20 protein-coding genes and 1 pseudogene are annotated in these 25,384 nt (G+C 73.5%); 14 read left to right on the top strand and 7 right to left on the bottom strand.

The window, feature by feature from the left end; genetic code table 11:
* Window positions 1-6: 6 nt before the first annotated feature.
* From OG500_RS12150 to OG500_RS12125, 6 genes are all read right to left on the bottom strand, one after another.
* Window positions 7-339 carry an ArsR/SmtB family transcription factor gene (locus tag OG500_RS12150; RefSeq protein ID WP_327066577.1) on the bottom strand — a complete coding sequence of 111 codons (333 nt, stop codon included), beginning with the start codon at window positions 337-339 and terminating at the stop codon, window positions 7-9.
* A gap of 78 nt (window positions 340-417) precedes the next feature.
* Window positions 418-1,197, bottom strand: coding sequence for a hypothetical protein (locus OG500_RS12145; RefSeq protein WP_329579649.1), 780 nt, complete (start codon window positions 1,195-1,197; stop codon window positions 418-420).
* Window positions 1,198-1,276: 79 nt separating this feature from the next.
* The gene (locus OG500_RS12140; protein WP_329579646.1) at window positions 1,277-1,609 is read right to left on the bottom strand and encodes a helix-turn-helix domain-containing protein; all 333 of its coding nucleotides are present in this window, start codon (window positions 1,607-1,609) and stop codon (window positions 1,277-1,279) included.
* A gap of 220 nt (window positions 1,610-1,829) precedes the next feature.
* Window positions 1,830-6,032, bottom strand: coding sequence for a WD40 repeat domain-containing protein (locus OG500_RS12135; RefSeq protein ID WP_329579644.1), 4,203 nt, complete (start codon window positions 6,030-6,032; stop codon window positions 1,830-1,832).
* Window positions 6,029-6,388, bottom strand: a complete 360-nt coding sequence (locus OG500_RS12130; protein WP_329579642.1) for a CU044_2847 family protein — start codon at window positions 6,386-6,388, stop codon at window positions 6,029-6,031. The genes OG500_RS12135 and OG500_RS12130 overlap by 4 nt, the downstream gene beginning before the upstream one ends.
* Before the next feature lie 224 nt (window positions 6,389-6,612).
* The gene (locus OG500_RS12125; protein WP_329579639.1) at window positions 6,613-7,494 is read right to left on the bottom strand and encodes a HipA family kinase; all 882 of its coding nucleotides are present in this window, start codon (window positions 7,492-7,494) and stop codon (window positions 6,613-6,615) included.
* Window positions 7,495-7,560: 66 nt separating this feature from the next.
* On the opposite strand from OG500_RS12125, the gene OG500_RS12120 reads away from it, so the two are divergent.
* The 9 genes from OG500_RS12120 to OG500_RS12080 all read left to right on the top strand — a co-directional run bounded on the left by OG500_RS12120 (window position 7,561) and on the right by OG500_RS12080 (window position 18,235).
* Window positions 7,561-8,001 carry an SRPBCC family protein gene (locus OG500_RS12120; RefSeq protein WP_327066571.1) on the top strand — a complete coding sequence of 147 codons (441 nt, stop codon included), beginning with the start codon at window positions 7,561-7,563 and terminating at the stop codon, window positions 7,999-8,001.
* 250 nt (window positions 8,002-8,251) lie between these two features.
* Window positions 8,252-9,379 carry a glycosyltransferase family 4 protein gene (locus OG500_RS12115; protein WP_329579636.1) on the top strand — a complete coding sequence of 376 codons (1,128 nt, stop codon included), beginning with the start codon at window positions 8,252-8,254 and terminating at the stop codon, window positions 9,377-9,379.
* Window positions 9,380-9,816: 437 nt separating this feature from the next.
* Window positions 9,817-11,325 (top strand): exopolysaccharide biosynthesis polyprenyl glycosylphosphotransferase, encoded by a 1,509-nt coding sequence (locus OG500_RS12110; protein ID WP_329579633.1) that lies wholly within the window; start codon window positions 9,817-9,819, stop codon window positions 11,323-11,325.
* Window positions 11,326-11,332: 7 nt separating this feature from the next.
* Window positions 11,333-12,700, top strand: a complete 1,368-nt coding sequence (locus OG500_RS12105; protein WP_329579629.1) for an O-antigen ligase family protein — start codon at window positions 11,333-11,335, stop codon at window positions 12,698-12,700.
* Window positions 12,697-14,445 carry a lipid II flippase MurJ gene (locus OG500_RS12100; RefSeq protein ID WP_329579626.1) on the top strand — a complete coding sequence of 583 codons (1,749 nt, stop codon included), beginning with the start codon at window positions 12,697-12,699 and terminating at the stop codon, window positions 14,443-14,445. The genes OG500_RS12105 and OG500_RS12100 overlap by 4 nt, the downstream gene beginning before the upstream one ends.
* The gene (locus tag OG500_RS12095; RefSeq protein ID WP_329579623.1) at window positions 14,435-15,226 is read left to right on the top strand and encodes a polysaccharide deacetylase family protein; all 792 of its coding nucleotides are present in this window, start codon (window positions 14,435-14,437) and stop codon (window positions 15,224-15,226) included. The genes OG500_RS12100 and OG500_RS12095 overlap by 11 nt, the downstream gene beginning before the upstream one ends.
* Window positions 15,223-16,353 (top strand): glycosyltransferase, encoded by a 1,131-nt coding sequence (locus OG500_RS12090; RefSeq protein ID WP_327066565.1) that lies wholly within the window; start codon window positions 15,223-15,225, stop codon window positions 16,351-16,353. The genes OG500_RS12095 and OG500_RS12090 overlap by 4 nt, the downstream gene beginning before the upstream one ends.
* Window positions 16,350-17,066: a Wzz/FepE/Etk N-terminal domain-containing protein gene (locus tag OG500_RS12085; RefSeq protein WP_329579619.1), complete on the top strand. Its 717-nt coding sequence runs from the start codon at window positions 16,350-16,352 to the stop codon at window positions 17,064-17,066. Before OG500_RS12090 ends, OG500_RS12085 begins: the two co-directional genes overlap by 4 nt.
* On the top strand, window positions 17,063-18,235 hold the full coding sequence (locus OG500_RS12080) for a GNAT family N-acetyltransferase (RefSeq protein WP_327066563.1): 1,173 nt from the start codon (window positions 17,063-17,065) through the stop codon (window positions 18,233-18,235). Before OG500_RS12085 ends, OG500_RS12080 begins: the two co-directional genes overlap by 4 nt.
* Here OG500_RS12080 and OG500_RS12075 read toward each other — a convergent pair.
* Entirely contained in the window at window positions 18,207-19,682 is a 1,476-nt protein-coding gene (locus OG500_RS12075) for a glycoside hydrolase family 26 protein (RefSeq protein ID WP_329579616.1), read from the bottom strand. The genes OG500_RS12080 and OG500_RS12075 overlap by 29 nt on opposite strands.
* Before the next feature lie 426 nt (window positions 19,683-20,108).
* Here OG500_RS12075 and OG500_RS12070 point away from each other — a divergent pair, with 426 nt between their 5' ends.
* The 5 genes and pseudogenes from OG500_RS12070 to OG500_RS12050 all read left to right on the top strand — a co-directional run.
* Window positions 20,109-21,047, top strand: coding sequence for a hypothetical protein (locus tag OG500_RS12070; RefSeq protein WP_327066561.1), 939 nt, complete (start codon window positions 20,109-20,111; stop codon window positions 21,045-21,047).
* Window positions 21,048-21,277: 230 nt separating this feature from the next.
* On the top strand, window positions 21,278-22,876 hold the full coding sequence (locus tag OG500_RS12065) for an ABC-F family ATP-binding cassette domain-containing protein (protein WP_327066560.1): 1,599 nt from the start codon (window positions 21,278-21,280) through the stop codon (window positions 22,874-22,876).
* Window positions 22,877-23,313: 437 nt separating this feature from the next.
* Window positions 23,314-23,547, top strand: coding sequence for a helix-turn-helix domain-containing protein (locus tag OG500_RS12060; protein ID WP_035843861.1), 234 nt, complete (start codon window positions 23,314-23,316; stop codon window positions 23,545-23,547).
* 274 nt (window positions 23,548-23,821) lie between these two features.
* Window positions 23,822-24,631, top strand: a complete 810-nt coding sequence (locus OG500_RS12055; RefSeq protein ID WP_327066559.1) for an enoyl-CoA hydratase/isomerase family protein — start codon at window positions 23,822-23,824, stop codon at window positions 24,629-24,631.
* Between the two features lie 188 nt (window positions 24,632-24,819).
* Window positions 24,820-25,251, top strand: a pseudogene (locus OG500_RS12050) (Asp23/Gls24 family envelope stress response protein); the annotation flags it as partial.
* Window positions 25,252-25,384: the final 133 nt, after the last annotated feature.

Genomic DNA, 25,384 nt, shown 5'->3' with positions numbered 1-25,384 from the left:
CCGCGATCAGGCGGCGGACAGAGCACGGTCGGAGATCACGCCGCTCAGCACCGCGTCCAGCAGCCCGGGGTAGCGGGCGTCCAGGTCCTCGCGGCGCAGCGAGAGCAGGTGCTCCCGCCCGGCCGGCCGCTGCCGGATGACCCCGCTCTCGCGCAGCACCCGCCAGTGGTGCGTCATGGTCGACTTCGACGGCACGCTCAGGGTGCGCAGCACGCTGCTGCAGTTGTGCTCACCGGTGCCGTCGAGCAAGCGGATCACGGCGAGCCGCAGGGGACTGCCCAGGGCCGACAGGACGCTGTCGATCCGGATCTGCTCGCGCTCTGGATGGTGCAGGGTCATGTCACCACGGTACCGCGCGGCTCGAACTGGGCTGCCCTGCCTTCGACTTCCGGTGTCATGGCGCCCCGCGCGCGGAGCTCAGCAGTGGCAGAGGAGCTGCACGAGCAGCGCGTCCTCGGGCAGCCCGCGCAGGTAGGCGTCGGCCAGCCGCCAGTACGCGCCGCCCTCGGACTCCTCCGGGCGCACCTCGCCCAGCGGACGCGCGTTCCACTGGTCGGCCCACTGGCCGGCCAGGGTCAGCAGCGCGGTGGTCGGCACCGCAACCGCCGCCGCCCGCTCGACGTACTCCTGCTCGGTCCCCGAGAAGAGCGCGACGGGATCGTGCATCACGAAGCTGTTCGGATAGTGCTCGTCCCCACCGGTGACCGCGTACTGCGCCAGCGCCTGCACCAGCGGCTGCGCCAGGTGCTCCCGCTTGGCCCGCTCCAGATCGGGCGAGGCGGCCTCGGCGTCCACCCCGTAGCGCGCGAGGAACGCCGACCGCGGCTCGGCCGGCGGATGCTGAGCGGCAAAGCGCGCCCACACCGCCCAGGTGGCCGCCGCATCCGCCGCACTGATCGCCCGCATCCCGTCCAGGTCGAGCAACCCGCGCGGCCCTCCGTCGCACCGCAGCGAACCGCGCGGCCGCGGCTCCCCGTTCGGCCGCACCGCCTGGTGGATCAGCCGCGGGTCCCCGTCGTGCGCCGGCAGCACCACCAGGTTGTCGTAGCTCGATATCTGCCACCAGTCCCACTCGCCCTGGGGATTGAACCCGTCCCCACCGGTGGCCGGATCGACGTTCATGTCGAAGGGACGCATCGCCTCGGCGATCGCCGCCAGCGGATCAGCCTGCGCGGCAGCCGGCAACGTGACAGTCACCCGGAACTTCGCCATACATCCCCCATGCTCACCGGTTTCACAGCAGGTCAGCAGCCTACGGGATGGCGGGCCGGCGCTCTCAGGCAGCGTGCGGCGTGAAGACGACGCTGGACGTGCCGTCATCGAGCGCGATGTTCAGGGACGCATCCAGCGCCTTGGCAAGGCGCGCCAGCAGCGGCAGGGTCGGCACGGTTCCACCCAGTTCGAGCTTCGACACCTGGGGCTGCGTCATGTTCGCCCGCATGGCCAGTTCCGCCTGGGACAGACCCAGAGCAGTCCGGCGATCGTAGACAGCCTGGCCAAGGTCGAAGGCCAGGCGGATCTCCGTGCGCATCGCCTCGACCTCGGGCGCTTCCCGCCGCCCCTCGGCAACTGCGCGCTCGCGGGCGAGCTTCCAGCGCGTGTGGTTCATCGTGCTTCTCCCTTCGTCATCGCCCGGCTGAACTCATCGTGTGCGGTGTGCCGTTCAGCCTCGCATGCCTTCCTGGCCTGCTGGGCGCGATCCACTTCGGCGCTTTGTCAATGCCGCGATGCGGCAGATGGCAGAGACGGGGGCGGCGGGCGCGCGGTCCGCCCGCTTGGATGCCGGGAGCGCCGCCGAGGTCGAGGCCGAGCCGCGGCGAGCGTGACTGTCAGGTATCGGCGTCCGGCGGGAGGGCGATGGCCATCACGCCGGTTTCGAGGCCGATGACGAGGGTGTCGCCGACCTGGACCAGGTCCTGCGGAGCCTGCCGGACCGGGATTTCCAGGACCTGGTGCAGGGAGTTCGGCTCCCAGAGCCTGATCGTTCGGTCGTCCTGGCCGACCGTTGCCAGTAGGTGGGCACCGTCGACCTCGACGACGCGTACGGAATTGACCCAGCCACGATGGACCTCCCGGCTGCGGACCACCTCTCCCGTGAGCGGGTCGGAGAGGGAGAGCCAACCGATTCTGAGCTCGTCGTCCGAATCGTCGTGGACATGGGAGACGGTTGCCAGCAGTGTGGTTCCGTCGATATCCAGTGCGTGCATTGTCGAGTACGAGGTGCCGGTCACCTTCATGGTCCGGACGGAATCGCCGGTCGAAGGGTCCCAGAGACATACCCGCGTGTCGTCATACGAGTCGGCCTCGCAGTTGACGGCGAGGAGCGCCCGTCCAGCGACCGTGATGGTGCCGAGGCGGTGAATACTGGATGCGGCAATGTCGATTTCCCTGACGAGCGTGCTTTCGAGTGGATCCCAGAGCTGCACTTTGGCGGGCTTGCTGGAGCCCGAAACGCCAAGTGCCAGGAGCAACCGCCCATCGACGTCGACCGTGCACATGGCCTGGACCCAGTGCAGGTCTTCCGCGACAATGCTGACCGGACTTTCCTCGCCGGGAGCAATGACGTGTATCGCGTCCGTCTCGCCATTGCGGCAACTGGCAACCACGTAGGAGCGGTCTCCGCACTTCAGTGCGCAGATGTCGCGGATGTAGCCGGGAAAAGCATGCGTGCGAACCCGGTGTCCCGTGGTCGGATCCCAGAGCACGACCGCCGAATCGGCGATGCCGGCGACCAGAGTACGGCCGACGGCGTCCACGGTGCAGAGGTCTCCGACCCGACCGATGGGGTCGGCGCCGTCCGCCGTATCGGACTGTGAGTCCAGGTCCCAGAGACGCACCATGCCGTCCTGTCCACCTGTGACGATCAGCTCGCGACCGTCAGCCTCGACATTGCACAGAGCCCAGACCCAGCCGCCATGGCCCTCCAGGGTGCCGATGGCGCTCCCCGTCGCGATATCCCAGATGATCGCGCTGCCGCATTCGTCCTCGCCGTAGCCTGCGGCCAGCACGCGGTGGCCGCGGAAGGTGAAGCTGCGCAGGGAATGAACCGACCCGACACCGCCGTCGAACCAATCAATGGCCCGGCCTGACGTCGGATCGATCAGCTCCACACCGTCCTCATCCGTGGCGCCCGAACTGAGCGCAAGGAGATCACGGCCCGCGAGTTCAACCCGGCAGATCTGCCGGAACCAGCCGCCTCGCGTCCTGATGGTGCGGCTGGTCTTCCCGAGAACGGGGTCCCAGAGCCGCACGAACCACCTGTCGATGCCGCCACTCAAGAGGGCGAGATGCGTGCGGCCGTCGAATCGAATCGGGCAGAGGGCCTTTACGGCGTGCACCCGTCCGCGGAACGTCTGGAGCAATTCTCCGGTGGCCGGGTCCCAGACCCGCAGGCGCCGGTCGCGGCCTGCGCTGGCAATCAGGCTACGGCCGTCAATCTGGAAGGAGCAGAGCGCAGAGACCAGCTGATCGTGGCCCTGCAAGGTACGGAGCAGCGCACCGGTATCGAGGTCCCAGAGCCGGATCAGTCCATCTCTACCAGCACTGGCGATGGCGACGGTGCCGTCGACCGGCACTGCGCAGACCGACTGGATCCAGCCTTCGTGGTCGAACACATGCACCGGCTCACCGGTGGCGGCGTCCCAGGTCCGAACGGTGCGGTCGTTGCCGGCGCTGACGATCAGCTGGCGGCCACCGACACCGGCCGCGCAGAGGTCGGCAACATGCCCGTTGTGGCCTTCGAGGATCGCCAGTTGAGCCGGCACCCGGTCCACCGCCGCCCACACCGCACGGTACGGCGCCCGCACCGCGCTCTCCCGGAACGCGCTCCCCAGCTCCTCCTGGGCCTCCGTCACGCTGAACTGCGCGACCCGCTCCGCCGCCGAGGCCCCGATCGCGCGCGGCGTCTTCCGCAGCAGCCTGGCGAGTTCGCGCCCTCGGGGAGTCTGCGCCCGCATCGCCAGCGGGACCAGCCGCCGCAGGTCAGCGTGGAGCAGGTACCGCTCGTCGGTCAGCAGCTCGTCGATGATGCCGCCTCGCACGGCGTGGAAACCGAGCGAACCCAGTAGGTACGACGGCGCGTTCTCCCAGCCGCACCGCCGCCGCTGCGCCATGAACGCACGGGCGAGGGCCGCTTCGTCGTCGGCCCGGGAGGCGGTCTCGGCACGGGCCCGCCCCAGCGACTCGTTCAGCGCGTAGTGGAAGGGTCGGAAGACCTCCTCGTCGTCGCTGGAAACCCCGCTCACCAGAACGAAGTTCGCTGCCGAGGACCGCACGAAGCGAAGCAGCTCCGCAGGATCGGGAGCCTGCGAGTACAGGGCCGCGATGGCCGTCCGCCACAGGCCCAGGGACAGGCCCGACCCCTCCGCGAGCGCCAGCGCGGTGAGCACCTCCGTCGCGGAGAGCGTTCCTACGTCGGGCAGGCGGCCGAGATAGCCGCTCAGCGCGGCGTCCAGCGTGGCAGGGAAGGAAATGAGACCCGGCCGGACCGCCTCCTTGTCGTGCAGCCCGTGCCCGCGCGCGACGAGGCCCGCCACCAGGAAGTTGCCCGCCGCCAGCGCCGCGATCCGCCGTGCGACCGGCGCGGCCACCGCCGCCTCGGCGTAGGGGTTGTCACTGCGCTCGTCGCCCGTCAGCCGCAGCGTGGCCATCGCGTAGGCCTCGAGATCGGCCTGCGCGAAGAACTCCGGGTCGTCAAGGTCCAGGACGTGCGCTGCCGGTCCGAAGACGGTGAGCAGATCCCCGGCGTCGTCCCTGCGTCGGGTGCCGACGATCACGCGCACGCCCAGGTCGCCCGCGCAGGTCTCCACCAGGGGCAGCACGATGCCGCGCACGATCGTGCGGGCCTCCGCCGGTGTGACCGCCTCGTCCAGTGCGTCGATCACCAGCGTGAACGGTCGACGCGCCCCGTCGGCCGGCGGCTCCAGGCTCTCCAGGGCCTCCCGCAGGGCCGTCGCGAGATCATCGGGACGGGCCGGCAGCGCGGCGGAGGCGGCCCGGGCTATCTCGTGGGCGACCTCCACGGCCGTCTTGCCCTTAGCGTGCACGGCGCAGGAGACCGAGCCCGGCGGCATGCGGACGGCCGTGTCGGTGGCGGGGAGCTCCGCCGCGGCCTCGGGGTCGGCGGTGGTCACCACGCGTCCGAGGACCGCCGACTTCCCGGATCCCGGGCGCCCGGTGAGCACCTGGGCCTGGCGCGGCGGGTTCGTGTCGGTGAGCCACGCGGCGATGGCCCTGAGCACCGCCGTCCGGCCGCTGAACCGGTGGCCGCGCTCGGCACCGGTGCTCACGCCCCGGGCACGCGGGTGCCAGTGCTGTCGCGCCTCGGGGTCCGTCCCCAGCGCCCAGCCCCAGGCCGTCCGGGCCGTCTCGTCAGCGGTCCTGAGCGACCAGTCGGTCAGCAGCTGGAGGCGCTGCTCCGGCAGAGCCGCAGCGACGGCCCGCAGGCTGAGGGCGAGGGCGTCCCCCGTGCTGCCCTGGGCCTGCCCCACCATGCCGACCACCGCCTGGTAGTCGTGCGACCACACCGCCGCACCGCTGTAGCCGGCCTTCACCGGTGAGCCGCTGCCTCCGGTGTCCAGCCGGGCCCAGAGGTAGGCCAGCGCCTCGCCGACCAGGCCGCTCGCCGAATTTCCGATCGAGCCGTTGGGGAAGCCGAACGCCCACCAGGCGGTGCCCACCAGATCTTCCGGCGCCGGTTGCCGCAGCGGGGCGGCGAGGTGGCCCGGCAGGTCCGCGTCGAGATCGAGGAGCAGGGCCGCCGCGTCCTGCAGCTCGTGGTCCTGCTCCGGCGGAGCGAGGACCTCCCGCACCCGGACGCGACGGTGCATCAGCTCCTCCGCCTTCGGGAAGGCGATCCACAACTCCCCGCTCCTGGACCACTCCGGCCACGCCACGTGGGCGCAGGTGAGCACCCTGCGGCCGTCGATCAGGAAGCCCGAACCGATCGGCGCCCGGTCGTGCTCGGTGCGGTGGACGGCCACCACCCAGGTGTCCGAGCCGGGACGCGGCCCGGCCCCGGGCGATCGGGTCATGCGGTGCCGGACTCCCCGCCGCCCGACTCCCCGCCGCCCGACTCGCCGGGCGCGGTCGGGGCCGAGGGCTTCCAGGTCAGAGTGATCTCGAAGTTGGCCTCGGTGGCGGCCTTGGCGACCAGCCAGTTGGCCGTCCCATTGACCTTGATGCCGAACTTGACCTCCACCGCGGCCGGCTGGAGCTCAGCCACCCGCTCCAGCACGGTGCGGGCGGCGGCCACGGCCGGGCGGACGGCGTCCCGCACGCGGCCGACGATCTCGTCCGTGCCGACCGGGTGCCAGTCGTCCGTGGGCTCGACCTCGAAACGGACCACCGTCTCCTCGTCCAGCGCGTAGGACACGATCTGTGACGCCATGCCATCTCCCCCCTCGGAGCTGAGTAGGCAGAGCCTACTGCGATGCCGGCAGGCCGATTCGTGCCGGGCGCGCGACGCGCAGTGGGCCGCCGCCACCCAGCTGGAGGCCCGCCCGGGGGTGACCCCCGCGGCACTGCTCACGCTGCGCGCCTACGACCGCGCGGCCCGGCTGAGCCGCCCGAGCCGGAGCGCGACAGGCTCGGCTGAGCGGAAGCCGACGGCGCTCAGCGCTCCCCGTGCAGATCGGGCACCTGCTGCAGCCAGGCCGGCCGCCCCGCCTGGGCGCGCCGGACGCGGGCGGCCTCGGCGGCGCGCAGCTGCTCCTCGGTGGCGAACTCGCGCGGCAGCCAGTGCGCGGAGGCCGCCGCCCGGGCCGCCAGGTGCCGGACGTACGCCTCGCGCAGCTCGGCCGCATCCGCGAAGCCGTCCTCCGCGGGGGCCAGCCACTCCTCGGGGACCAGGGCGACGACCTCGCGCAGCAGTTCCTCGGTCACCTGCGGCGCGAGTTCGGAGTCGGCGGCGGGCAGGTCGGGGGAGTAGCCGCCGAGCGCGTGGCCGCTGAGGTCGTAGGCCCGCTCGACGACGGCGCCGGCGGCGGACCAGCGGTGGTGGAAGACCAGCGCGGCGCCGTTGTCGATCAGCCAGAGCCGCCGGTGCCAGACCATGAGGTTGGGGTTGGCGCGGGTGCGGTCGACGTTGGCGGTCAGCGCGTCCAGCCAGACCACCCGTCCGGCCTCCAGCGGGTCCACCGTGGGCAGCACGGGCTCGGCGGCCCTGAAGTCGCGGGCTCCCGGCAGGTAGTCCATGCCGAGGTTGAGCCCGGTGGAGGCCCGCAGCAGGTCCTGGATCTCGGTGTCCGGCTCGTGCTCGGCGACCGCCGGGTCGAAGTCGACCAGCACCAGCTCCGGCACCCGCAGGCCCAGCCGCCTGGCCAGTTCGCCGACGATCACCTCGGCCACCAGGGCCTTGTGGCCCTGGGCGGCGCCGGTGAACTTGACCACGTAGGTGCCCAGGTCATCGGTCTCGACGATGCCTGGCACCGAGCCGCCGGCGCGCAGCGGGGCGAGGTAGTGCAGGGCGGTCACCCGGGTCAGCTGTGAAGACACCCGGCCAGCCTAAGCTGTGCCCCGACGCACACCACCACGTATTTCGGCACCGAAGGAGCTCCACCCATGGCCCAGGTCCAGGCCCGCACCGAGCGGACCTACTCCGCCACCCCCGAGCAGGTGTACGAGGCGATCGCCGACTACAGCACCGTCCGGCCGACCCTGCTGCCCGCGCAGTACAGCGAGTACGAGGTGCGGGCCGGCGGCATCGGCGCCGGCACCCAGGTGCACTGGAAGCTGCAGGCCACCGAGAAGCGGGTCCGGGACTGCCTCTTCACCGTCAGCGCCCCCGCGCCCGGCACCCTGGTGGAGAAGGACGCCAACTCCTCGATGGTGATCACCTGGACCGTCTCCGGCGCCGGTGCCGACCGGACCACCGTGGCGATCGAGACCACCTGGCAGGGCGCCGGCGGCATCGGCGGCTTCTTCGAGCGCACCTTCGCGCCCAAGGGCCTGAACCGGATCCACGACGAGGTGCTCGCCAAGCTCGCCGACCACCTGAAGTAGGCCGGTCGCCTGCCACAGGCTTCCTGCCGCAGGAAGTCTGCCGCAGGAAGTCTGAAGCAGGAAGTCTGAAGCAGGAGATCTGGAGCGGGGAGCCCGGACCGGCCCGAGCGGCCGGAGATCCGAACAACGCGGACACCCGTACGACCTGCCCGCCCGTACGAGTGGACCGCGCCCCCGGGCGGGTGACGGCAGGCGGTCCGCCGCGCCGCGCCACCCTAGGCTCGCGGCCGTGCATCTGACGATCCTTCACGTGTCCCAGCCCGTCGACGGCGGCGTGGCCCAGGTGGTCACCGACCTGGTGCGCGGGCAGCGGGCGGCCGGCTACCGGGTGCTGCTGGCCTGCCCGCCCGGCGGCCGGCTGGCCGCCGGGGCCACGGCGGCGGGCGCCGAGCTGCTGGAGTGGCCGGCCCGCCGGTCGCCGGGTGCGAGCGTGCCGGCCGAGACCGCCCGGCTGCGCCGGCTGGTGCGCAACTCCGCGCCCGACCTGGTCCACCTGCACAGTGCCAAGGCGGGTCTGGCCGGGCGGCTGGCGCTGCGCGGCCGGCTGCCCACCGTGTTCCAGCCGCACGCCTGGTCCTTCGCCGCCGCCACCGGTGCGCTGGCCACCGCCAGCACGCGCTGGGAGCGGTACGCGACCCGCTGGGCCACCAGTGTGCTCTGCGTCAGCGAGCAGGAGCGGCTGGACGGTGAGGCGGCCGGGATCAGCGCCCCGTTCGCCGTGGTGCCCAACGGGGTGGACCTCGGCCACCACACGCCGGCCGAACGCCGGGCCGCACGGCTCTCGTTGGGCCTGGACCTGTCCGATCCGCTGGCGGTCTGCGTGGGGCGGCTGTGCCGGCAGAAGGGCCAGGACCTGCTGCTTGCCTGCTGGCCCGCGGTGCTGCGCCGGGTGCCGGGCGCCCGGCTGGCGCTGGTCGGCGGCGGTCCGGACGCGCAGGCGCTGGCCGCGCAGGCCCGGGCGCTGCCCGAGCCCTACCGGGTGCGGCTGGCGGGCGAGGTGCTCGACCCGCGGCCCTGGCTGGCGGCGGCCGATCTGGTGGTGCTGCCCTCGCGCTGGGAGGGGATGGCGCTGGCGCCGCTGGAGGCGATGGCGATGGCCCGCCCGGTGCTGGTGGCGGAGGTGCCCGGTGCGCGTGAGCAACTGCCGCCGGAGCAGCGGGAGACCGGGCTGATCCCGGTGCAGGATCCGGCGGCGCTGACCAATGCGCTGGCCGAGGCGCTGTCCGACCCGCTGGAGTGCGCCCGCCGGGGGGCGGTCGCCCGGGAGTGGGTGGCGGCCCGGCACGACGTGCGCACGGTGGTCGCGCGAGTGTCGGATCTCTATCAGAAGTCGATCAGTGGAGGCCAGTCGACTCCCCGTGTCCCCGCGCGGATCTGATCGTTTCTCAGGCAGTGAAAAGCAGGCCGTTCCGATCGGGTGCGGATGCGTTCTTTCCGTTTGGCGGCGCTTGTCGCCTTTTTCGGACAGGCGTGCCCAACGACCCGTACGGGCGTGCGCGTTGCCCGGATCGCCCTCGCCGCTCACCCTTTTCGGTCGCGCCCAGCGACCAAATCGGAAATTCCTATTAATGGGCGGGTGGAATGAAATGGCAAGTCAGCTTCCGGAAATGTAGCAGACATTCGGTAATGTCTGATTTTGCCTGCTTCGTTCTCCATGTGCGAGAACCTTGACCGCCCCGGTGGTCGAGAACCCTCACCGCTCACACGGCAGCAGGTGCTACCCGGACCGCGCCCACGGAACCGGGCTCCGCGGTGCCGGGCACCCGGTGCCGGGATCCGCCACCAAGGGCACACAGCAGGGGAGTTCGTGCGCTGATGACCATTGACCACGAGAGCGTGCCGCGGCCTGGGCGAGTCGCGGCCGACAGCCGGCGGCTGGCGACCGAGTTGCTGGAGCGGCCGAGCCGGCCCGCGCAGTCCCGGACGGCGACCCAGCTGGGCCGCCACCGCCGGGGCCTGCGCTCCGCGGTGGCGCTGCCCGCGGCGCTGTTCGTGGTCGACGTGCTGGCCACCTGCGCGAGCGCGGTCGGCTGCACCGCCGAGTCCGGCTACCCGGTGGGCACCGCGGCCGCCGTACTGCCGGTCCTGCTGCCGCTCAACCTGGCCGGCGGCCTCTACCGCACCCGGATGACCCCGTCCGTGCTGGACGAACTGCCCGCGCTGATCGGCCGCGCGGCCGTCGCGCTCGCCTTCGCCGTCACCCTCTCCGGCTGCCTGCCCGGCGCCTGGCCGGCCTGCGGTCCGCTGGGCTGGGCCCGGCTGCTCGCCCTGCTCACCGCGCTGACCGCGCTCGCCGCGCTCGGCCGCGGGATGGTCTACGCCCTGCTGCGCCGCCTGCACCGGCGGCGTCCGGTGCCCGTGCTGGTGCTCGGCGCGGGAGCGCTCGGCCAGCGGGTGACGGCGGCGCTGCGCGAGCACCCCGAGTACGGGATGCGCCCGATCGGCTACCTGGACCCGGACCCGGTGCTGCTGCCCGGCGACTCCCCGGTGCCGGTGCTCGGGGGCCGCGAGGCGCTGGAGCGCGAGGTGCGCCGGCACGGCGTGGTGCGGCTGATCGCCACGGCCGGCGCCGCGGACGAGGCGGAGACGGCCGTGGCGATGCGCGAGGCGGTGCGGCTCGGCTGCCAGGTCTGGCTGGTCCCGGCCCTGCGCGAGCACGCCGCGCTGGGCGCCGGAGCCCGGCAGCTGCCCGACCACCTGTGGGGCTACCCCTGCCTGCGGCTGCCGCGCCCGCCGCGCCGCCGGCCCGGCTGGCTGGTCAAGCGGGCCGTCGACATCGCCGCCGCCGCCCTGGGCCTGATCGCCATCTCCCCGGTGCTGGCCCTCTGCGCGCTGGCCGTCCGCCTCGACACCGGCCCCGGCGTGCTCTTCCGCCAGCAGCGCACCGGGCTGGACGGCCAGGTCTTCACCCTGCTCAAGTTCCGCACCCTGCGCCCCGCCAACGAGCACGAGTCCGCCACCCACTGGAACATCTCCCAGGACCACCGGATGAGCGCGGTCGGCCGGCTGCTGCGCCGCAGCTCGCTGGACGAGCTGCCGCAGCTGTGGAACGTGCTGCGCGGCGACATGACCCTGGTGGGCCCGCGCCCCGAGCGCCCGTACTTCGTCATGCGGTTCAGCCAGGCCTACCCGGAGTACGCCGACCGGCACCGGGTCCCGGTCGGACTGACCGGCCTGGCCCAGGTCAACGGGCTGCGCGGGGACACCTCGATCGAGGACCGGGCCCGCTTCGACAACCGCTACATCGAGAGCTGGAGCCTCTGGCAGGACGTCAAGGTCCTGCTGCGCACCGCCGTGCTGATGCTCCGCCCGGACGGGAGCTGACCCCACCGTGGCCCTGACCCTTGCGCCGCATCCCGCTTTAGCCGCCGCCCGCCCGCCGGCCGACCGGCGCCCGGCCGATCGGCCGCCGACCGCCCTGCCGCGTGCGGCGGTCGCCGCCGTGCTGCGCCGCCCGAGCCTGCTGGTCGCGCTGACCGTCCTGCTCGTCTGCGTCCCCACCGGCGAGGAGAACGTCACCGCCGCCGTCCACATCACCCCCGCCGACCTCGCCTCGCTCGCGCTGGTGGGCCTGCTCGGCGTGGACCTGCTGCGCGGGCGCCCCCCGGCGCTGAGCCGGTCCGCCTGCCTGGTCCTCAGCGGCGTGGTCGCCGCTGCCGCCGCCGCCACGATCACCTCGGTCGACCCCGCCGCCAGCCTGACCGGCTTCATCCGCCTGGTGCAGATCTTCGTACTGGTCCCGGCCGCGGTGCTGACCGCGCTGCGCGACCGCACGGACCTGCGGCTGGTGCTGGGCGCCTTCGTGCTCGCCGCGCTGATCGAGGGCGGCCTGGGCGCCGAGCAGTACCTCACCGGCACCGGCGCCTCCTACACCGGTGAGCCGATCCGGGCGGTGGGCACCTTCGGCGCGCTCGACATCATGGCGATGTCCGGCGTGGTCAGCTTCGGCCTGCTGGCCGCCCTGGCCCTAGGACTGATGGAGCCTCAGAGGACGTGGTGGCGGCGCGGGTTGCTGGCCGCGGCGGCCTTCCTGGTGTTCCCGCTCGCGGTCTCCTTCAGCCGGGGCAGCTGGATCGCCACCGCGGTGGCCGCCGCCGTGCTGCTGCTCAAGGCGGACGCCCGGCTCGCGCTGCGCTGGGCGGGCCTGGGGCTGGCGGCGGCGATCGTGCTGGTCGGCGGGCTCGGCGCGGGCGGCGGTGGCGTGGCCGAGCGGCTGAGCAGCATCGGCTCGGTCTCCGGCGGCAACGAGGACCACTCGGTCAGCGACCGGTACGACCTGTGGGCCACCGCCCGGTCGATCTGGGCCGATCACCCCGCCACCGGCGCCGGACCCAAGAGCTTCCCCCAACTGCGCGACTCCCACGCCCCGTTGCGGCTCTCCTCGGGCAGCGACGCGGCCGACGCCACGATCGGCTTCGAGCGCGAGCCGCTGCTCTCGCCGCACAACATGTACTTCCTGGTGCTCTGCGAGCAGGGCCTGGTCGGCATCGTCGCGTACGGCGGGCTCTTCCTGTCCCTGCTGCTCGGCTGCCTGCGCCGCGCCGGGGCCGCGGGCCCCGCGGCGCTCGGGCTGCTCTGCTGGGTGCTGGTCGACTTCCTCTACGCCGACATCGGCGGCACCACCACGGTGCTGACCTCGGTGATCCTGGGGGTGGCCGCCAGCTGGGCGCTGCCCGCCGAGCGGGAGCAGATGGCATGACGATCAGTCAGGAACTGCCCACCGTGGCGCCGGTGGCACCGGACCCGGTCCGCCGCGGCCCGTCCTTCCTCGCCAAGGCCTTCGGGATCACCGCCGTGCTCAGCGCGGCCGGCTCCGGGCTCGGTCTGCTGCGTGACCTGCTGCTGGCCCGGTTCTTCGGCGCGGACGAGGGGACGGACGCGTTCCTGGTCTCCTGGACCGTGCCGGAGACCGCCGCGCCGCTGCTGATCGAGGACGCGATGACGTTCCTCATGGTCCCGGCCTTCAGCCTGGCCCTGGTGCTGCGCGAGGAGCGGCCCGAGGGCGCCGACCCGGTGCGGCAGCTGACCGCCGACACGCTGCCCTGGCTGCTGGGCGGTCTGTGCGCGCTGTCCGGTGCCACCGTCCTCTGGGCCCCCGAGGTGGTGCGGCTGCTGGCCCCCGGCCTGGCCGACCCCGGGCTCGCGGTGACCTGCACCCGGATCACCGCCCTCACGGTGCTGCCGTTCGGCCTGGCCGGCTACCTGGGCGCCGCGCTCCGCGCCCACCACCGGTTCACCGCGCCGGCCGCCATCTACGTGGCGTACAACCTCGGCATCCTCGCGGTGCTGACCCTGCTCCACCTGGCCCTCGGGGTGCGGGCCGCCGCGCTCGGCGTGGCCTTCGGCAGCCTGCTGATGGCCGGGCTGCTGATCGCGCCGTTCCTGCGGGCCCTGCGCGCGGGCCCTGCGCGCGGGCGCGCCGCCCGCGGCGGGCGCGGACTGCTGCTCAGCCCGCTGGCGCTGCTGCCGGTGGCGGCCTTCACGATCACCCGGCAGTCCCAGGTCTTCATCGAGCGCTCGCTCGGCTCCGACCTGCCGGTCGGCACCATCTCGCACCTCAACTACGCGGCCAAGGTCTCCCAGCTGGCGATGACCACCGCCCTGCTGATCTGCACGGTGACCTTCCCGCTGGTCGCGCGGGCGCTGGCCGCCGGCGACCTGGCGGCGGCCCGGGACCGGGTGGAGAAGGACCTCGGGCAGGCCGCGGCCGTGGTGCTGGCCGGCACCGCCTTCCTGATCGCCTGCGCGCACCCCGTGGTCGCCCTGCTCTTCCAGCGCGGCGCGTTCGGCCCGGCCGACACCACCGCCACCGCCCAGGTGATCCAGGTCTACAGCTGCGGGCTGCTGGCCCAGGCGCTGATCGGCGTGATGGTCCGGCCGTTCTTCTCGATGCGCCCGGCCGTGCGCCGGGCGGACGACCCGCGCCCGATCCAGGCGGGCCACCCGCTGCTCGACTGGTACCCGGTGGCCGCGATGGTGATCGGCCTGGCCGTCACCACCTCGGTCGGGGTGCTCAGCACCCACCGGTTCGGCGCACTCGGGCTGGCCGCGGGCAACGCGGCGGGCATCACCACCACCGCCGTGCTGCTGCTGCGCGGGCTCGCACTGCGCGGCATCGCGCTGCGGATGCCCACGGTGCTGGCCGGCCAGGCCCGGCTGCTCGCGGCGGCCGGCGGTGCGGCGGTGGCCGGCACGCTGACGGCCCGGCTGGTCCACGCCGAGGCGCCGTCCATCGCGGCCGGCGGGGCCGTGGTGCTCGCCGTCTACCTGGCGCTCGGCGGGCTGCTCGGCGCCCACGAGCTCACCGCACCGCTCACCAGGGCACTCGCCATGGCCCGCGGCCGGCGGGCCCGGACCGGGCCGCAGGCCCACGCAGGGCCGGGGGGACGGCGTTCGGCAGGAGAAGAACTCCTGGAGGAAGGAACGGTCCCCGATGGTTGCTGAACTCGTCCACCGGCCGCAGCTGCCGCGCCAGGGCGGTGCCACCGCCCGATGGCCCAGGGCGCCGTGGATCCTGATGTACCACTCGGTGGCCGTCGAGGAGGAGGATCCGTACCTGCTCACGGTCAGCCCCGACCGGTTCGCCGCCCAGCTGCGCTGGCTGGCCGCCCGCGGCTGGCGCGGCGTCAGCATCCGTGAGCTGCTGCGTGCCCGCGCCGAGGGCCGCCGCGAGCGCCTGGTCGGGCTGACCTTCGACGACGGCTACGCCGACTTCGCCGGGCACGTGGTCCCGGTGCTGCGCGGCTACGGATTCACCGCCACCGTCTTCGTGGTGGCCGACCGGCTCGGCGGCGACAACTTCTGGGACGCCGAGGGCCCCCGCAAGCCGCTGCTCAGCGTCGAGCAGGTGCGCGAACTGGCCCGCAGCGGCTGGGAGATCGGTTCGCACGGGATGAGCCACCTGGCCCTGCCCGGCCTCCCGGCCGGCCTGCTGCGCTCGGAGGTGCGGGAGAGCCGGCGGGCGCTGAGCGAGCTGCTCGGCGGCCCGGTCGGCGGCTTCTGCTACCCGTACGGCGCGGTGGACGAGCCCGCCGCCCGCGCGGTCGAGGAGGCCGGCTACGACTACGCGGTGGCGATCGGCCACAGCACGCTGGCCGGCCGCTTCGCGCTGCCCCGCTGCTACGTGGGCGACCGCGACGGCGCGTGGCGGCTGCGGGCCAAACGCGGCCGGTGCGGGCTGCGGGACGTGGTCACCGAGCTGCGGCGGCGAGGGGAGCAGCGATGAGAGTGCTGCACGTGATCACCGGCCTGGCGGCGGGCGGCGCCGAGCAGCAGCTGCTGCTGACGGTCCGGCACCTGCCGCCGTCGGTCGAGTGCGAGGTGGCCACGCTGACCAACCCCGGCAGCGTGGCCGCGGCGCTGCGCGCCGAGGGCGTCACCGTGCACGAGCTCGCGATGCGCGGCAACCGCGACCTCGCGGTGCTGCCCCGCCTGGTCCGGCTGATCCGCCGGGGCCGCTACGACGTGGTGCACACCCACCTGTACCGGGCCGGCCTCTACGGCCGGCTGGCCGCCCGGCTGGCCGGGGTGCGCACGGTGCTGGCCACCGAGCACTCGCTGCACGCCGGGACGATCGAGGGCCGGCCGGTCGGCACCGGGGTCAAGTCCCTCTACCTGGCGGCCGAGCGGCTCGGCGTCACCACCGTGGCGGTCTCCGGGCGGGTGGCGGGCACGCTGACCGCGTGGGGCGTGCCGGCGCAGCGGGTGGCGGTGCTGCCGAACGGCATCGAGGCGGCGAGCTTCGCGGTGCCCTGGGACCGGCGGACGGCGGTGCGGCGCAGGCTCGGCATCGCGGCCGATGCCGTGGTGATCGGCGCGGTGGGGCGGCTGGTGCCCGGCAAGCGGTTCGACGTGCTGGTGCAGGCGCTCACCGTGCTGCCCGAGGCGGTGCTGCTGGTGGTGGGGGAGGGGCCCGAGCGTGCTGCGCTCACCGAGCTGGCCCGCGAGCTCGGGATCGGAGCCCGGGTCCTGCTGATCGGCGAACGCGCCGACGTGCCCGACCTGTTGAGCGCGATGGACGTGCTGGCCGCGCCCTCGGTGGAGGAGACCTTCGGCCTGGCGGTGCTCGAAGGGCTGGCCGCCGGCCTGCCCGTGCTGCACAGCGGCTGCCCGGCGCTGGAGGAACTGCCCGCCGCGGACGCACCCGGCGCCCGCAAGCTGCCGTCGACGGTGGCGGCCTACCAGGAGGCGCTGCTGGCGCTCGGCCCGGCGCCGCTGGCCGTCCCGCTGCCCCGGCCACCGGCGGTGGCGCACTACGACATTGTCCGCACAGCGGCCCGACTGGGCGAGTTGTACGAGCGGCTGGGGCAGGCCGAGCGGCCTGTACCGGCCGGGAGGGAGTCTGGAAGATGACCGAGCAAGGGATGGCCGGGCCGACGAAGCGCGACCGGGTCCTGACGGCGGCCAAGCGCTGGTGGCCGCTGGCCGCCGCCGTCCCGCTGGGCGCGGTGGCGGGGGCCGGCTACGCGGTGCTCGCGCCGCCGGTCTACACGGCCAACTCCTACGTGGTGGTGGTCCCGGACAGCAGCGGAGAGGCGGGCCTCGCGGTCAACTTCGCCCAGGCGTACGGCCGGCTCGCGGCCCAGCCGCAGGTGCTGGCGATGGCGGCCCCGGACGCCGGACGCACCGGGGCCGAGCTGGCCAGCCAGGTCACCGGGACCACCTCGCCGGACGCCCCGGTGATCGAGATCGCCGGCAGCGGCCGGCACCCGGACCAGGCGGTGAAGGCCGCCGACGCGGTGGCCAAGGCGCTGGTCTCGTTCGCCAACACGAGCAGCAAGGAGACCGGCGTCAAGCTGGTGCCGCTGGCCGCCGCGGCCGACCCGGACAAGCCGACCACGCCGAGCCGGCAGCTCGACGTCGCGGTGGGCGGCGCGGCCGGGGTGCTGGTCGGGTCGCTGGCGATGATGGCCCGGCGCCGGGCGACGGGCGAGGCCGGGGCGGCCGGACCGGTGGCCGGACCCGTGACCGGCGAACCCGTCGCCGCCGTGCCCACCCCGAGCCGGGAGCCGAGCGAGGGGCCGGAGAAGGCCGAGAACACGGCGAAAGCGGGGAGCGCGACATGACGGCCCTGCACCCGGGCCCCGCGGCACCGGCGGAGCCCGGAGGACCTGCCGCGCCCACCGGGTGGACCACCGAGACGCACCGGGACGACCAGGCGCTGACCCGGCTCGCCCCCGAGTGGGATGCGCTGGCCGCCCGCTGCCGCACCGCCACACCGTTCCAGTCGGCCGCCTGGCAGGCCTCCTGGTGGCGCGGCTACGGCCGCCCCGGCGCGCTGCGGGTGGTGCTGGTGCGCCGGGACGGCGTGCTGGTCGGGGCCGCCGCCCTGATGCGGACCAGGACCGGCACGCTGACCGGCCTGGGCGGCGGGCTGATCGACTTCACCGACGTGCTGCTCGACGAATCCTGCGCCGCCGAGGCCGCCGCCGCGCTGGCCCGCGCGCTGCCGCTGCGCCGGCCCTGGCAGGCCCTGGACCTGCGCGAGGTGCGGCCCGGCTCGGCGGCGCACCAGGTGTACGCGCACTGGCACGGGCGGCGCCACCAGCTGCTCGACTCGGTCTGCCAGCAACTGCCGGCCGTCCCGATGGAGCAGTTGCTGTCCCGCCTGCCGGGGCGCACCGCGCAGCGCAGCCGGGCCAAGCAGCGCAAGCTGCTGGAGAGCGGGGTGGTGGCCCGCCGGGTGCCGGCCGAGGAGGTCGGCCCGGCGATGGACGACCTGCTGCGGCTGCACGCGCTGCAGTGGCAGGGCCGGACGGTCACCGCCGAGCACACCAGTGAGCGGTTCGCCACCCACCTGCGCGAGTCCACCGCCGCGCTGGCGCTGGCCGGCCAGGCGGTGGTCTACCGCTACTACCTGGATGAGGAGCTGATGGCGGTGGACCTGCTGCTCTGCTGCCGCTCCTTCGCCGGCCTCTACCTCTACGGCGCGCACCCGCAGCTGCGCGAGCGGATCGACATCGCGGGCCTGCTCTTCGGCACCTCGCTGGAGGAGACGGTGCGCGCGGGCATCCCGGAGATAAGCCTGATGCGCGGCGAGGAGCCGTACAAGGAGCGCTGGCGCCCCGAACGCGAGCACAACCACCGGCTGCTGCTCGGGCCGCGCCACTTCGCCGGCGCGCTGAGCCTGCGGCTGTCGCTGGCCCGGGTCCGCGCGGCGGCCGTGCCCAGGCTGCGCGGACCGGTCCGCCGGCTGCGCGGGCTGCTCAGCCGTCCAACGACCGCCAGCCACTGATCGCCGGCGGGGTCGAGGACGGGGCCGCCGGTCGCGACGGCGTCGTGGAGGGCTTGGCCGACGGCGTGGCCGCGGTGCCGGCGGACGGCGAGGGTGCCGCGGAGGGCGCCGGGGCGGCCGTGGCGGACGGGCTGGGCGAGGGCGAGGCGGAGGTCGCCGCGTCGGTCGGCGTCGCCGAGCCGCTCGGCCCGGTCGGCAGGCCGGTCGGCAGCCCGGTCGGCAGTGCGGTCGGTGAGGTGCTCGCCGACGGTGCGGCCGGGGTGGCCGGGCTGCCCGCGCCTGCGGGCTGCCCCTGGCCGGAGCAGCCCCGGGAGAAGAGCGGCGGGCGCAGTCCGGGCCGGTTCGGCAGCGCCCCGAGGCCCGGCAGCCGGCACGGCGGCTCGGTCGGCACCGGCGCGCCCTTGGAGCCGCTGAGCAGCTCCCGGTAGACGGCGCTCGAGCGCGGATTGCTGCGGCACTGCCAGAAGCCGTGCGGACAGTAGTCGGTGACGGTCTGGTAGAGGGTGTCGTGGGTGCGCATCCAGTCGACCATCCGCCGCACGAACTCGGGGTTGTCGCCGTTGCGGAACAGCCCCCACTCCGGGTAGGAGACCGGCTTGCCGCGCCGGGCCGCGAACTCGACCTGGTCCTCCAGGCCGTAGGGCTCGTGCACGTAGTCGTCGAAGGTCGCGCCGGCCGGCTGGTCGTAGCTGTCGGTGCCGATCACGTCCACCACGTCGTCGCCGGGGTAGCACTTGGTCCAGGCGATCGCGTCCAGGCCGCGGTTGGGGGTGAAGTCGAAGCGGAACTTCTGCCCGGGCACCGAGCGCATCACACCGATGATCCGCCGCCAGTACGCCTTCCAGGCAGCCGGGTCGGGCCCGCAGCGGCTGGTGTAGGTGATGCCGTTCATCTCCCAGCCGAGCACGATCACGGTGTCGTTGCCGCCGAGCGCGACCAGCCTGCGGGCCAGCCGCAGGAAGTGCTGGTCGAAGGCGCCGTGCGCGCCCTGGTTTAGCAGCTCGGCGACCTGGTCGTCGGGCAGGTCGCCCTCGTTGGGCACCAGCATCGGCACGTTGAGCACCAGCGTCCGGCCCTGGTCGCTCATCCGCCACTGCGACCAGAGCGCCAGCACCTTGGCGTCGCCCTCGACGTCGGCCCAGCTGTTTCCGGCCAGATAGGTGTGGCCGACCTGGAGGTTGGCGCCGTCCAGCCAGCTGGAGAGCCGGGCGATCTGCGGGATGTAGTTGTCCCAGGAACCGACGAAGGCGCCGAACGCGACCTCGTGGCTGGCCCGCCGGGTGCTCGGCCGGGGTGCGGCCGAGCGCGGCCGGGCGCCGGGGCCCGCCGCCTGGTCGCCGCCCGGCCAGCGGTCGGCGGCGGTGAGCGGAGCGCCGCCGGCGCCGAGCCCGGCCGTGGTGAGCAGGAGCAGGGCGGAGGCGGCCAAGGCCAGCCGGCCGATTCGCATGGTCTCTCCTCCACCACGGATTGAGTTCCGCTTCATGGACTGTTCCTTCGCTGCGGGCGGGTGCCGCCTCGTTCCTCGGCGACCCCCACCCTTCGCTGCGTCGCAGCCCAGCCGCGGGAGGGACGCCGATCCGGACGCCAGTCGTAGGCATCCGCCTACCGACAGTAAGCTGAGGCGCATTCAGAAAAGCCGAATGTCACCCTAAAGTGGACAATTGTCGCGAGCCTGGTCGACCTCGACTGGTGATCCGGAGCGCCTTGATCGATCGTCAGCACTTTCCGGTCGCCACGGACGGCCCGACGGCCGTGCGCGAGGCGCTCGATCCCCGTCCACCGACCCCCGCCGAATGTCCGGTTATCCGTCGGTAGGCCCGCGGGGTGGCCCCGCCATGCTGACGGTCGAGCGCCCACCAGGTACCCTCCCGAGGTGTCCTGGAAGCCGCTTCGTACCCTGACCCCCCGCTCCGCCCTGCCTGCCGTGGCGGTGCTGCTGGTGCTCGGCGTGGGCGCCGCGGCGCACGCCAACCGCCCGGTCCCGTTCGGCGACCAGGTCTCGGAACCCGGTAACGCGCAGGCCAGCCCGGTGGGCGCCCAGTCGGCGGATCCGGTCGTCCCGGACTTCCGGGTGGGCCCCGGCCTGGAGGCGTACGACCCTTCGAGCGGCACGCTGCTCTGGTCCTACCGGCGCGACGGCGCCACCGCGCTGCACGTGACCCTGGTCGGCCAGAGCGCCATAGTGGTCTGGGACGACGGCATGGTCACCTCGGTGGAGATCAGCGACCACGAGGTCCGCTGGCACCGCGCGATGCCGGGCCTGGCCGAGTGGCTGCACGGGGACGGGGAGCCGGGCGCCGACCAGCGCACCGCGGCCCAGCGCAAGCAGCTGGAGCTGACCCGGGCCGCCGCCGCGGTGCAGGTCGCCTCGCAGACCCAGCCCTGGGTGCAGGTGCTCAGCCCCGGTCTGACCATGGGCTTCCGCGACAGCGACGGGGACCTGCGGTTCAACGCCCGCCCGCAGGCCGGCTGCGTCTTCGACGTGCTGGGCGCGGTCAGCACCGACGGCGCCGTGCTGGTGCCGCGCACCTGCACCGGCACCACCGGCTCCGGTCACCCGCTGCCCGGCTCGATCACCGGGTTCCGGATGGACCAGCCCGGCTACGTGCTCAACGCGGGCCCCACCGTCAAGCTCACCAAGCTGGACGGCACCCGGGTGCTGATCGACGACGGCCCGGTGCTCGGCAGCCGGGTCTTCGACACCGATCAGGGCGCCTCCGCGATCCCGTGCGGCAGCCCCGAGGAGCCGTTCGCCGCGGTCAAGCCGCCGGCCGGCTGCCCGGTGGCGGGCGGCGACAGCGGCGCCCACTGACCGGAAATTCATCGAGGGACGTCCGGCGCGCCCGGTAGACTGGCCGGCATGGCTGTTCTCCTCGGGCATTAGCGGCGGCAGTCGGTAGGCAAATCGGTCCGCGTCGGTAGTCGCGGGCCGCTGCCGTGCCGGACCGCCCAGCACCGCCCATACCCCCGCCGCGTCCCCGTGTCCGACCGCGCTGCCGCCCGCGTGCGCCGGTCCGCCCAGTTTCAGGAGTCTTCCCAGCCATGATTGCCGCCAACGCCCTCGAACTGCGCGCCGGTGCCCGCATCCTGATCGAGTCCGCCAGCTTCCGGGTCACCCCCGGTGACCGGATCGGTCTGGTCGGGCGCAACGGCGCCGGCAAGACCACGCTGACCAAGGTGCTGGCCGGCGAGGGCCTGCCGGCCTCCGGCACCGTCACCCGCTCCGGCGAGGTGGGCTACCTGCCGCAGGACCCGCGCACCGGCGACCTCGACGTGCTGGCCCGCGACCGGATCCTGTCGGCCCGCGGCCTCGACACCGTGCTCAAGAAGATGCGCGAGAACGAGGAGCGGATGGCCACCGGCAAGGGCGCCACCCGCGACAACGCGATGAAGAAGTACTCGCGCCTGGAGACCGAGTTCCTCACCAAGGGCGGGTACGCCGCCGAGGCCGAGGCCGCCACCATCGCCGCCGCGCTCGGGCTGCCCGACCGGATCCTCGGCCAGGAGCTGCACACGCTCTCCGGTGGCCAGCGCCGCCGGGTCGAGCTGGCCCGGATCCTCTTCTCGGACTCCGACGTGCTGCTGCTGGACGAGCCGACCAACCACCTCGACGCCGACTCGATCGCCTGGCTGCGCGACTTCCTGAAGACCTACAAGGGCGGCTTCATCGTGATCTCGCACGATGTCGAGCTGGTCGAGACGGTCGTCAACAAGGTCTTCTACCTGGACGCGAACCGCTCCTGCATCGACGTCTACAACATGGGCTGGAAGCAGTACCAGCAGCAGCGCGAGGACGACGAGAAGCGCCGCAAGCGCGAGCGGGCCAACGCCGAGAAGAAGGCGGCCACCCTCAACGCGCAGGCCGACAAGATGCGCGCCAAGGCCACCAAGACGGTCGCCGCGCAGAACATGGCCCGCCGTGCCGAGAAGCTGCTCTCCGGCCTGGAGGAGGTGCGGGCCTCCGACAAGGTGGCCAAGCTGCGCTTCCCCGACCCGGCCCCGTGCGGCAAGACCCCGCTGACGGCCAGGGACCTGTCCAAGTCCTACGGCTCGCTGGAGATCTTCACCGGCGTCGACCTGGCCATCGACCGCGGCTCGCGGGTCGTGGTGCTGGGCCTCAACGGCGCGGGCAAGACCACCCTGCTGCGGATGCTGGCCGGGGTGGAGGCGCCGGACACCGGCGAGGTGATCCCCGGCCACGGCCTGAAGATCGGCTACTACGCCCAGGAGCACGAGACGCTCGACCCCGAGCGCACCGTGCTGGAGAACATGCGTTCGTCCGCGCCGGACACCGACCTGGTGCAGATCCGCAAGATCCTCGGCTCCTTCCTGTTCTCCGGCGACGACGTCGACAAGCCGGCCGGCGTGCTCTCGGGCGGCGAGAAGACCCGCCTGGCGCTGGCCGCGCTGGTGGTCTCCTCGGCCAACGTGCTGCTGCTCGACGAGCCGACCAACAACCTGGACCCGGCCAGCCGTGAGGAGATCCTCGGCGCGCTGCGCACCTTCACCGGTGCGGTGGTGCTGGTCACCCACGACGAGGGCGCCGTGGACGCGCTGGAGCCGGAGCGGATCATCCTGCTGCCGGACGGCGTCGAGGACCTGTGGACCCCGGCGTACCACGATCTCGTCTCGCTGGCCTGACCGGCGGATCACCGGCCCCGACCGGTGACCGCCGGCGCTGATTTCCGCGTCGGATCCGCGCTGTCGCGGATCACCGCTCTGACCTCGCCCGTGACCGGTCCGCCGGTCGCGGGCGCTCGGCTTTCGTAGACACACGCTCCTGCATCCGGCCGAGCCTTTCTCATCAGAGATCCCCAATCGGGAATCCCGGGGCCTCGGATTCCGTTTTATTCGGACCCGCTGCTTTCACCGCCGGTCCGACCCTGCTGATCAGCTCTTTCGTCCGCCGACGCGGATTCGGCCGGGGTCGTGTACACCCAGGGTGAGCGCCACGACGCGCGCAAGGCGCCCCCGGGCGGAGCCCTTTTCGCAGGACAGACCTTGTCGAATGGGTGGCCAGGACGCTGGGGATGGGTGATCATGGGAATCTGACCGAGCACAGCTACGAGGAGGCACGGGTGGCCGAGACTCTGAAAAAGGGCAGCCGGGTGACAGGTGCCGCGCGTGAGAAGCTCGCGGCCGAGCTGAAGAAAAAGTACGACTCCGGCGCGAGCATTCGCGCACTCGCGGAGGAGACCGGCCGCTCGTACGGCTTCGTGCACCGGATGCTGAGCGAGTCCGGAGTCAATCTCCGGGGTCGTGGTGGCGCCACGCGTGGAAAGGCCAAGGCTGCTGCGGCAGCCGGTTCCTGACGTATCGTCAGACCGGGACGGTGGCCCTTCCTCCCGGTCGGCCGGTCGACACAGGCAGCAGGTTCCGACAGTTCGTCAGCACACCCCGACGCATCGGCGACCGTGACAGGTGCCCTCCCCCAGCCTCTGGCCGGGGGGACCCCCATGGCCGCCGATCGTCATGCCCGCGAGCTGCCGCGGATGGCGGTATCCAAGGCGCGGGCAATTAAGTTACTCTCCGGTAGATGAGTGGGCAGCGCGCTGGAGCCTGTCCCGACCCGTGCCGGAGGTGCCCATGACCGCGCCCGTCTCCACCCCTGCCACGCCGGACGCGTGGCGGCAGGCCGGTGTCGGCCTGGAGGTCGAGGGCGAACTCGCGACGGTGACGCTCTGCCACCCCCAGCGGCGCAACGCCCAGACTCCCGCGATGTGGCGCGCGCTGGCCGCGATCGGCCGCGAGCTGCCCGCGACCGTGCGGGTGGTGCTGCTCCAGGCCGAGGGCCTGTCCTTCTCGGCCGGCCTGGACCGGGCCATGTTCACCCCCGAGGGCCTGCCCGGCGAGCCGAACTTCCTGGCCCTGGCCGCGAGCCCGGACCAGGAGCTGGACGCCGCGATCGCCGGGTTCCAGGAGGCGTTCAGCTGGTGGCGCCGTCCCGACGTGATCACGATCGCCGCCGTGCAGGGGCATGCGGTGGGCGCCGGGTTCCAGCTCGCACTCGCCTGTGACCTGCGGATCTGCGCCGAGGACGCGCAGTTCGCGATGCGTGAGACCTCGCTCGGCCTGGTCCCCGACCTGACCGGCACCAAGCCGCTCACCGACCTGGTCGGCTACGCCAGGGCGCTGGAGATCTGTGCCACCGGCCGCTGGGTGCCCGCCGCCGAGGCGGTCGCGATCGGACTGGCCAACCAGGTGGTGCCGGGCACCGAGCTTTCCGGCGCGGCGCGCACGCTCGCCGCCGCGCTGCTCGCGGCGCCGCGCAACGCCGTGATCGAGACCAAGGCCCTGCTGCTCGGCGCGGGCGACCGCTGCTACGAGGAGCAGCGGGCCGCCGAGCGCGCGGCGCAGGCCCGTCGGCTGCGCGACCTGGCGGGGATCGGCGACTGACGCCGACCTGGACCGTCGGCCGCCCCTCGGGGCGGCCGCGATGCTGTGGGGCCCGGCTCTTGGAGGGGGAGAGCCGGGCCCCACTGTCATGCTCCGGAGGGCAGGCTCCGGGCGCGGGTTTCGTGGCGGAATGTCAGAGTTGGGACAGATTGCGGTATAGCTAGGGACATCCTTCAGGAGGCACCCCCATGCCCGAGACCCCCAAACCGTCCGATCTGACCAAGCCCGGGACCGCGCAGCACGGCACCCCTGCCGAGGAGCGCGGGCGCACCGCGCTGGCCGACGGAGTGGTGGAGAAGATCGCCGGCATGGCGGCCCGGGAGGTCCCGGGGATCCACGCGCTCGGCTCGGGACTGGCCAGGACCTTCGGGGCGGTGCGCGACCGGGTGCCCGGCGGGCGCTCCAGCATCTCGCGCGGCATCAAGGCCGAGGTGGGCGAGCGGCAGACGGCGATCGACATCGCGCTGGTCGTGGAGTACGGGGTGGTGATCCCGGAACTGGCGGCGACCGTGCGGCGCAACATCATCCAGGCGGTGGAGCGGATGACCGGCCTGGAGGTGGTCGAGGTGAACATCGCCGTCAACGACGTCCACCTGCCCGACGAGCCGGACGAGGAGGAGGGCGAGCCGCCCTCCTCGGAGCGCACCGCTCGGGAGCTCATCTTGAATCTCGCCTTCATCGGCCTGGTCGCCGGCATGGCCCTGGGCTTCGCCGGCTACTTCGGCGGCTTCGCGGCCTTCCTGCTGGTCGCCG

It is taken from the genome of Kitasatospora sp. NBC_01250, from assembly GCF_036226465.1.
GTDB lineage: Bacteria > Actinomycetota > Actinomycetes > Streptomycetales > Streptomycetaceae > Kitasatospora.
This window is presented reverse-complemented; position numbering and strand designations above follow the sequence as displayed.

Coding starts and splice junctions, on each gene's coding strand:
- OG500_RS12065 (WP_327066560.1), top strand. CDS start 21,278: ATGATTGCCGCCAACGCCCTCGAACTGCGCGCCGGTGCCCGCATCCTG.
- OG500_RS12090 (WP_327066565.1), top strand. CDS start 15,223: ATGAGAGTGCTGCACGTGATCACCGGCCTGGCGGCGGGCGGCGCCGAG.
- OG500_RS12100 (WP_329579626.1), top strand. CDS start 12,697: ATGACGATCAGTCAGGAACTGCCCACCGTGGCGCCGGTGGCACCGGAC.
- OG500_RS12085 (WP_329579619.1), top strand. CDS start 16,350: ATGACCGAGCAAGGGATGGCCGGGCCGACGAAGCGCGACCGGGTCCTG.
- OG500_RS12140 (WP_329579646.1), bottom strand. CDS start 1,609: ATGAACCACACGCGCTGGAAGCTCGCCCGCGAGCGCGCAGTTGCCGAG.
- OG500_RS12135 (WP_329579644.1), bottom strand. CDS start 6,032: ATGACCCGATCGCCCGGGGCCGGGCCGCGTCCCGGCTCGGACACCTGG.
- OG500_RS12130 (WP_329579642.1), bottom strand. CDS start 6,388: ATGGCGTCACAGATCGTGTCCTACGCGCTGGACGAGGAGACGGTGGTC.
- OG500_RS12080 (WP_327066563.1), top strand. CDS start 17,063: ATGACGGCCCTGCACCCGGGCCCCGCGGCACCGGCGGAGCCCGGAGGA.
- OG500_RS12075 (WP_329579616.1), bottom strand. CDS start 19,682: ATGCGAATCGGCCGGCTGGCCTTGGCCGCCTCCGCCCTGCTCCTGCTC.
- OG500_RS12110 (WP_329579633.1), top strand. CDS start 9,817: ATGACCATTGACCACGAGAGCGTGCCGCGGCCTGGGCGAGTCGCGGCC.
- OG500_RS12120 (WP_327066571.1), top strand. CDS start 7,561: ATGGCCCAGGTCCAGGCCCGCACCGAGCGGACCTACTCCGCCACCCCC.
- OG500_RS12055 (WP_327066559.1), top strand. CDS start 23,822: ATGACCGCGCCCGTCTCCACCCCTGCCACGCCGGACGCGTGGCGGCAG.
- OG500_RS12150 (WP_327066577.1), bottom strand. CDS start 339: ATGACCCTGCACCATCCAGAGCGCGAGCAGATCCGGATCGACAGCGTC.
- OG500_RS12095 (WP_329579623.1), top strand. CDS start 14,435: ATGGTTGCTGAACTCGTCCACCGGCCGCAGCTGCCGCGCCAGGGCGGT.